6 protein-coding genes and 1 pseudogene are annotated in these 7,284 nt (G+C 53.8%); 6 read left to right on the top strand and 1 reads right to left on the bottom strand.

The window, feature by feature from the left end; all coding sequences use genetic code 11:
- The 6 genes and pseudogenes from ACEW8P_RS04730 to ACEW8P_RS04705 form a co-directional block, all read left to right on the top strand.
- A pseudogene (locus ACEW8P_RS04730) lies at window positions 1-388 on the top strand (hypothetical protein); the annotation flags it as partial.
- A 136-nt stretch (window positions 389-524) separates the two neighbouring features.
- Window positions 525-1,163 (top strand): DUF308 domain-containing protein, encoded by a 639-nt coding sequence (locus tag ACEW8P_RS04725; RefSeq protein ID WP_373511953.1) that lies wholly within the window; start codon window positions 525-527, stop codon window positions 1,161-1,163.
- A 43-nt stretch (window positions 1,164-1,206) separates the two neighbouring features.
- Complete coding sequence (locus ACEW8P_RS04720; protein ID WP_373511952.1) at window positions 1,207-1,812, top strand: hypothetical protein; 606 nt, start codon at window positions 1,207-1,209, stop codon at window positions 1,810-1,812.
- Window positions 1,813-1,901: 89 nt separating this feature from the next.
- Window positions 1,902-2,324, top strand: coding sequence for a DUF2141 domain-containing protein (locus ACEW8P_RS04715; protein ID WP_373511951.1), 423 nt, complete (start codon window positions 1,902-1,904; stop codon window positions 2,322-2,324).
- A gap of 96 nt (window positions 2,325-2,420) precedes the next feature.
- Window positions 2,421-2,843: a DUF2141 domain-containing protein gene (locus tag ACEW8P_RS04710; RefSeq protein WP_373511950.1), complete on the top strand. Its 423-nt coding sequence runs from the start codon at window positions 2,421-2,423 to the stop codon at window positions 2,841-2,843.
- A gap of 82 nt (window positions 2,844-2,925) precedes the next feature.
- Window positions 2,926-5,193, top strand: coding sequence for a penicillin acylase family protein (locus tag ACEW8P_RS04705; RefSeq protein WP_373511949.1), 2,268 nt, complete (start codon window positions 2,926-2,928; stop codon window positions 5,191-5,193).
- A 113-nt stretch (window positions 5,194-5,306) separates the two neighbouring features.
- Here the strand turns inward: ACEW8P_RS04705 and ACEW8P_RS04700 are convergent.
- A partial coding sequence (locus ACEW8P_RS04700) for a choice-of-anchor Q domain-containing protein (RefSeq protein WP_373511948.1) occupies window positions 5,307-7,284 on the bottom strand: 1,978 nt, incomplete at its 5' end.

Raw genomic sequence — 7,284 nt, 5'->3', positions numbered from 1 at the left:
GGCCGACGCCAACGAGCGTTGTTACCACACCCATTTACTAACCGTTTCGCTGGGACTGAGCCGTACTTACCCCAACGCTATTTCGCTGGCACAACGGGCCGAGCAACTGGTTTTCGAAACACTCCTATCGCCCAAGGAAGTTGGTAGCTTCTTCCACGACGGCGTGACCCGCATTCCGCCCTACTTGGCGGCCGATATCGCCGACTTCTTCAAAGTACCCTTCCCGATGGTTCTCAAGCGCGCCCTGCAACTCGACATCATCACCGACGAGCAGTACCGCAACTTCATGACCATTCAGCCTGCCCAGGCTGGCAAGCCCCGCGAACTTTTCGTTACCCCCGAAGGGAGTATGGAAGACTTTGAGGCGCAGTTGTTTGGAGAGGAATAAGTAGGGCCAAAGGCTGCAAAGGCACAAAATATTATTCAAAACACCCTGAGATAACTACCCGCTGGCACGATTTTTAAATGCACCCTATTCAACTTTTCACCCCTTTATTTTTTTACCAACCAAACCCCCAATTTTTATGAAAAAGATCAGTACCGTTTATCTGCTCAGCGCTGTCGTCCTCCTCGGCAGCTGTGCCCGCGAGTATCCGACGTTCAACCAGATGCCCGCCAATGTCCACGTTGAACATAAGGACAAAGTTGAAACAACGACAAAGGCTCCCGTAGAAATAGCCGAGGCACAGGTCGAAGTGGAATCACCGCAACCCTTCACGGTGGCTGAAATCTCGCAAGACGAGAAGGCAATGGAAATGCTGGCCCAGAATTCACCCCGGCAAATCGACGAGCAACTCGAAACAGCTCTGGCAAGTACGCAGGGTCAAGCTTTGATGGCTAAGCCTCTCGTAGCGGCACAAATCAACAAAGCGCGGAAGTTGATTGCCCAAAACGAATTCAATAATTCTCCGCTTTCCGGTGTGCAAACTTCCAAAGCCAGCAAGATGGTAAACAGGACGCTGAAAAATCATATGGAAAAAAGCACGCTGGCCCCCACTTCCACGAAGGCAGCTAAGGAGCTCAACCGCAAAATCAAAATAGGGTTGATCCTGATTGCTGTGGGTATCTTGCTTTCTCTGATTCCCGGAGTATGGTACTTGGGAGGAATCGTCGGCACAATCGGGGTCGTGTTCATTGTCCTCGGCTTAATAGAAAATGTATAATAATCTCTTCTTTCATTTTTACATAAACAAAAATCCATCTCCTATGAAAAAGATCAGTATTGTTTACCTGTTTGGTGCCGTTGTTCTACTTGGTAGCTGTGCCCGCGAGTACCCCACGTTCAATCAAATGCCTAAAAATGTCCACGTTGCGCCCAAGGCAGCAACCACTGTGGAAATAGCCGCCGTCGAAGCCCCTGCAGAAGCTGTCGAAGTCGTACAACCTATCACGATGGCGGAGATTTCGAAAGATGAGAAAGTAATGGAAATGCTGGCCCAAAAGACGCCTCAGCAATTGGACGAGCAACTGGAAACGGCCCTGGCCAGTACGAAAGGCCAGGAACTAATGGCCAACCCATTGATCGCCTCCCGGATCAACAAAGCGCGTGCCGTCCTGACCAAGCTTGAGGCGAAACAAGTCGATCCCTCCGCTGTGGCCGGATCGGCGGTCGTCACCAAGATGGTCGACAAGCAGTTATCGAAGAGTATGGCCCCCGCTGCCGCTAAGGCAATAGATGGTAAAGTTACGGCCGGACTCATTCTTGTTCTGCTCGGGATTGTACTGGGTCTTATTCCGGGTGTCGGTTGGTTGATCGGTGGTATCGTAACTGCCATTGGAGTGGTAATCCTTGTCCTCGGACTGATCGACTAATCGCAGGCCAATACTGAATTAAGTTGAAAACAGAATGCCAACCTGAACAATTGTTTCAGGTTGGCGTTTTTGGGTAAAATACACTCGCTATGCTCATTGCCTTTGTACTGCTTCTCCTTTTTTTCGACGAAGCACCAGCTGAAACTACTAGACTTTCGGTGGAAATAACGAACATTCAAACCGCCAACGGAACGCTGCGGATTGGTTTGTTCAAGCCTGGGGCTCGTTTTGGTAAAAAGGATAGCAAGCCTTTTCTGGATAAACTCGTGCCCGTCAATAAACTCAACCCCCATAAGACCGAATTTATAGTGGAGCCGGGCACCTACGCCGTGGCCCTCTACCACGACCTGAACGACAACCGCATCATCGACAAGAACTTTTTCGGTTTCCCCAAAGAGCCTTTCGGACTGAGCAACAACTTCCGTCCCTTCTTCTCCGCCCCTGACTTCGAGGACTGTGCCTTCGAGTTGACCGAGAGGGGGAAGAGTATTTCGATCAAACTGATCGATTGACGTAAAGTAGCTGGTGCGCCTGGCGACGAAATAAAAAAACACCCGTCCGAAACAATCGTTTCCGCCGGGTGTTTTTTTGTAAAAATTGCGGAACCTATGTTTACGGCACTTACTGCGCTACTTTTTTTATTGGGAAATATGGAAACTACCCCGGCTAAGCTCAAGGTTGAAGTCACTAACGTCCGTCAGGTGGGCGGGACGCTGAAAGTTGGCCTATATCAACCTGGTGAAGGGTTCGGTCGGGAAGACGCCAAACCCTTTAGAGACAAGCAGATCGAGATCGTTAAACCCGGTAGCGCGGTCGTCGAGTTCGACGTAGTGCCTGGCACCTACGCCATTGCCCTTTTCCAAGATGTGAATAACAACGGCAGAATCGACAAGAATCTCATTGGCTATCCCAAAGAACCCTTTGGTTTCAGCAATGATGTCCGGCCCAGGCTCGCCGCACCCAGTTTCGAAGATTGCGCCTTCCGGGTAATGGGGAAGGGCGCTACGGTGTCGATAAAACTACTCGACTGACTAGTCGATCTTTTCATTCGTAGGGTAAAGTGCGTAGCTTTGTTTGCCACGAATTCAACTTTACCAAATAAAATTTTACGAAATGAAAAAAAATTTCCTCGCCGTCCTATTAATTGTCATCCTGAGAGTACAGGGCCGCCTGGCGGTTGAAGGACTCCTCCTTTCCTCCTTCCTCCTTTTATCCTTTTCTCCTTTTGCCCAACCTTTCTCCCAAAAGGAAACTACCTCCTGGCAAAAACAAGCGCAAAACGTCACCATCATCCGCGATAACTTCGGGGTGCCCCACATCTACGGCAAAACCGACGCCGATGCGACTTTCGGGCTGCTTTACGCCCAATGCGAAGACGACTTCCCGCGCGTCGAGATGAACTACATCGAAAAACTGGGCCGCCTCGGTGAGGTCAATGGCGAGCAGGATATGTACAACGACCTGCTCATCAAACTACTCATTACGCCCGAAGACGCCCAGGCCGACTACAAAAAAGCCCCAGCCTGGCTCAAAAAACTACTGAATGCCTATGCCGACGGCATCAACTACTACCTCCACACTCATCCGGAAGTGAAGCCCGCTCTGCTGACCCGCTTCGAGCCGTGGTTCCCTCTGCTATGGACCGACGGCAGCATCGGGGCCATCAGCACCGCCGACATCCGTACCCGCGACCTTGAAGCATTTTACGGCGAAGGCAAGCCTTCGGTGGGCTACAACCACGAAAGGTTTGTGGAGTATAATCAGGAAATCCTGACGGGTTCCAATGGCTTCGCTTTTTCGCCCAAAATCACCGAATCGGGCAACAGTATCCTGTACATCAATCCGCACGTGACGTTCTATTTCCGGCCCGAAGTACACGTGGTGAGCGAGGAAGGCCTGAACGCCTACGGAGCCGTGACTTGGGGGCAGTTTTTTGTGTATCAAGGGTTCAATGATAAACTAGGCTGGATGCACACCTCGTCCCGCACCGATGTGGCCGACACCTACCTTGAAAAAGTGACACAAAAAGGCAGCGGCTACGTCTATGCCTACGACGGCAAAGAACGGCCCGTGCGCGAGCAGGAGATTACCTTAAAGTACACCAAAAACGGCCAACTTGAAGAGAAAAAGGTTAAAGCCTTCTACACCCACCACGGTCCGGTGATGGGCAAGCGCGGCGGGCAGTGGGAAAGCCTGCGCTCTAACAACCGGACGATGAATATGCTCATCCAAAGCTGGCAACGCACCAAGGCCAAAAGCTTCGCCGAGTACCAGAAGGCGATGGATATTCTGGAAAACACCTCTAACAATACCGTCTACGCCGATGCCGAGGGCAACATCGCCTACTGGCACGGTAACTTCGTACCGAAACGTGACCCAAACTACGACTGGTCGGAGCCCGTGGATGGCAGCATCGCGGCCACCGAGTGGCAGGGCATGCACCCCGTAGCCGAAGCGGTTCATATTTATAATCCGCCTAACGGCTGGATTCAGAACTGTAACTCTACGCCCTTCACCGCCGCCGGAAAAGACAGCCCGAAGCAAGCCAACTATCCCAACTATATGGCTCCCGACGGCGAAAACTTCCGCGGCCTCAACGCCGTGCGGGTGCTGGAAGTACCCCGTAAGTACACGCTCGAAAAGGTGATCGAAGCGGGTTATAACACCTACCTGACTTCCTTCGAGATTCTGGTGCCGGCTTTGGTGAAAGCCTTTGAGAAGAACGTTCCGTACACCGACGACCGTTACGCTTACTGGATCGGCCCTGTATCGGTGCTGAAAAACTGGGACTACCACAGCGGTGAAAAGTCGGTGGCTACCACGCTGGCCGTGAAGTGGGGCGAGAAAATGTCTTCTACGATGTACCGCACCAAAGTACCCGGTAAGCCCGACGCCGACCAGGTGGATATGGCCAGGTACTTCGCCGCCAACGCCTCCGCCGACGAACTACTCGCGCCCTTCGGTGAGGCACTTTTCGAACTGAACCAGAAATGGGGGAAGTGGCAAATGCCCTGGGGCGAAATCAACCGCTTCCAGCGCGCCTCCGCCGCCATCGACCAAAACTACCGCGATGATCTGCCGAGCCTACCCGTAGGCTTCGTGTCGTCGGCTTGGGGGATGTTGCCTTCTTACTCGTCGAGGTACTTTTCCGGCACCAAGAAACGCTACGGCGTCAACGGCAACAGCTTCATCTGCGCCGTGGAGTTCGGCGACCGCATCCGGGCGAAGTCGCTGCTGGCGGGTGGGCAGAGCGGCGACCCCGTTTCCAAGCATTTCTTCGATCAGGGCGAGATGTACACCCAGGGCAAGTTCAAAGACGTGCTTTTTTATCGGGAAGACGTGGAGAAGCAGGCCGTGAAGACGTATCATCCGGGGCAGTGAGGCGTAATTACGTGGGGGCATAATGGGGTTCCGTGCTTTCTGCATTTGTACAAAAAAATCAGCCGACTGAAATTCAGTCGGCTGATTTTTCGTGGAGGAAGTAGGGAGTCTGATTATTCCTTGCTGACCTTGATCGCGCCCTTCCGGCCCAGCGCGTCCACAGCCTTGATGAAGTACATCCCCGTCGGCAAGGTACCCAGCCGGAACTCGACCTGGTTCAACCCTTCCACCAAATTTTCGGTGCGGCTCTGCCGGGGGCGGCCCGTCAGATCAAGTACCTCGAAGGTGGCCGCGCCAGCGTTGGGGGCCATCACTTCCAGCGTCATGGCGTCCTGCACGGGGTTGGGGAAGGCTTTCAGCGAGAGCGTGAATGGGGCATCGGTGGTTTCTTCCGCGCCAATCCGTGCGTTACCTGTACCACAGCCGCCGAGCGTAGCGCCGAGTTTGAGGTAGCGCTCCGCGATTTTCTCCGAGACGCACTGTGTTACGCCGTAGTAACAGATGGTCACGTTCTGGTTCTTGTTGCCGCAGCGCACGTCCTGCACGGTCACGGTCACTTCCTTTGGCTCCGAAACGCAGCCGATGGCGTCGGTGGCCGTCACGGTGTAGGTCGTGGTAGTTTCGGGGCAGAGTTGCTGGCTGGCATTCTGGCCGATGACAGCATTGCCCAACTTCCAGACGTAGGCATAGGAAGCCGTTCCACCGCTGGCACTGGCCGTCAGGGTGGTGCAGTTGTCGTAGCCCAGACTTACCAGCGTATTGCCGCTCACTGCCAGGTCGAAGGGCGTGCACGGGAACTCGTAGGCGCCCATGTCGATGCCACTGCCCGCCACACGGGGATTACCCGCCAGGTCGGTTTGGGTGGTGTTGGCCGAGGTCAGGCCGGCGTTGATGGCGGGCGAGCCGGGCCGCAGTTGGGTGCTGGTGCTGGAGATAAAGGGATTGACCGTAGTGGTCAGGTTGTTCGACCCGGAATACCGATTCATGGTAGCGTCGAACAGGCTATGGTTAGCTACTGCGTAGCTCGCCCCTCGGGAAATAGAAAATGCATTTGACCTGCCATTATCCCAGAACACACAATTGTTTAGAATAGCCAATACGCCTGGCCCCGTTCTATTTAGAGCCCCACCATTCGAAGAACTGCCGCCGTTGCCCTGAAAGGAGCAGTTGGTGAAAATAGGTACACTCTTTCCGTCGATTGCATCTGCCTGGATGTACACGGCTCCCCCACCTCCCCCACTTGAACCAAACGAATTGTTCTGGAAGGAGCAGTTGGTGAAAATGGGTACGCTTTCTCCACCACCACTGCCCACCTCGATATACACGGCTCCCCCTCTGAAGCCAGCCGAATTGTTCTGAAAGGTGCAATTGGTGAATTGTGGGTTTGTAGTTCTACCAAACCCTGCGTTGTTGTATACAGCACTACCTTGCCCAAAGAGGCCAGCTACGCCAGTGGTGTTGTTCCGGAATGTACAGTTTACGAATTGGGGGTTGCATTCAATCCCTGCCCCCCCGTTGAACACGGCGGCTCCATTGTTTATTGCGTAGTTGTCGCGGAACAGGCAATTGGCGATGTAAGGACTGCATGCATTCCCGGTACTTCCGCCTGAATTAAGCATTGCACCACCATTAGTATTTCCACGTGCCCCGGTAATGGTAAATCCATCCAGCACCGCTGCAGAGCTCAGCCTGATTTGATTATTGAAAATAATCAAGAAGCTGTTGCCGTTCAGGGTCCCATCTCCGTCGATGTCGCCACTCAGAATGGTACCGTTGGTTTCAGGGTCGGGGTTACGGTCGATCAAATTCATCTGCCCGCTGGTGAAGCCGCCGTAGATCTTCACGCCTTCTTTCATGACGAAAGAAGCTTCCCGATCGGTGGTACTGGTCGTGGGTTTGTAGGTACCCTGCGCCACCCAGATCTGGTCGCCGGATTGGGCGGCGGTCAGGGCCGTCTGCAAGGATTGGTGGGCATTGGCCCATGAGGAGCCGTTGCCCGTGCCGCCCGGTGCCACACTGGCATCGACGTAAATGGTGGCCGCAAAGCCGGGCGCGGCCAGCAGCAGGGCCAAAGCGCATAGCAGGCAGGCG

This window comes from Persicitalea sp. (assembly GCF_041751555.1).
GTDB lineage: Bacteria > Bacteroidota > Bacteroidia > Cytophagales > Spirosomataceae > Persicitalea.
The sequence above is the reverse complement of the archived record's forward strand: the minus strand, read 5'-3'. Positions and strand labels throughout refer to the sequence as shown.

Excerpts from the sequence above, each read along its gene's own strand:
- ACEW8P_RS04715 (WP_373511951.1), top strand. The coding sequence starts at position 1,902 with ATGCTCATTGCCTTTGTACTGCTTCTCCTTTTTTTCGACGAAGCACCA.
- ACEW8P_RS04720 (WP_373511952.1), top strand. The coding sequence starts at position 1,207 with ATGAAAAAGATCAGTATTGTTTACCTGTTTGGTGCCGTTGTTCTACTT.
- ACEW8P_RS04710 (WP_373511950.1), top strand. The coding sequence starts at position 2,421 with ATGTTTACGGCACTTACTGCGCTACTTTTTTTATTGGGAAATATGGAA.
- ACEW8P_RS04705 (WP_373511949.1), top strand. The coding sequence starts at position 2,926 with ATGAAAAAAAATTTCCTCGCCGTCCTATTAATTGTCATCCTGAGAGTA.
- ACEW8P_RS04725 (WP_373511953.1), top strand. The coding sequence starts at position 525 with ATGAAAAAGATCAGTACCGTTTATCTGCTCAGCGCTGTCGTCCTCCTC.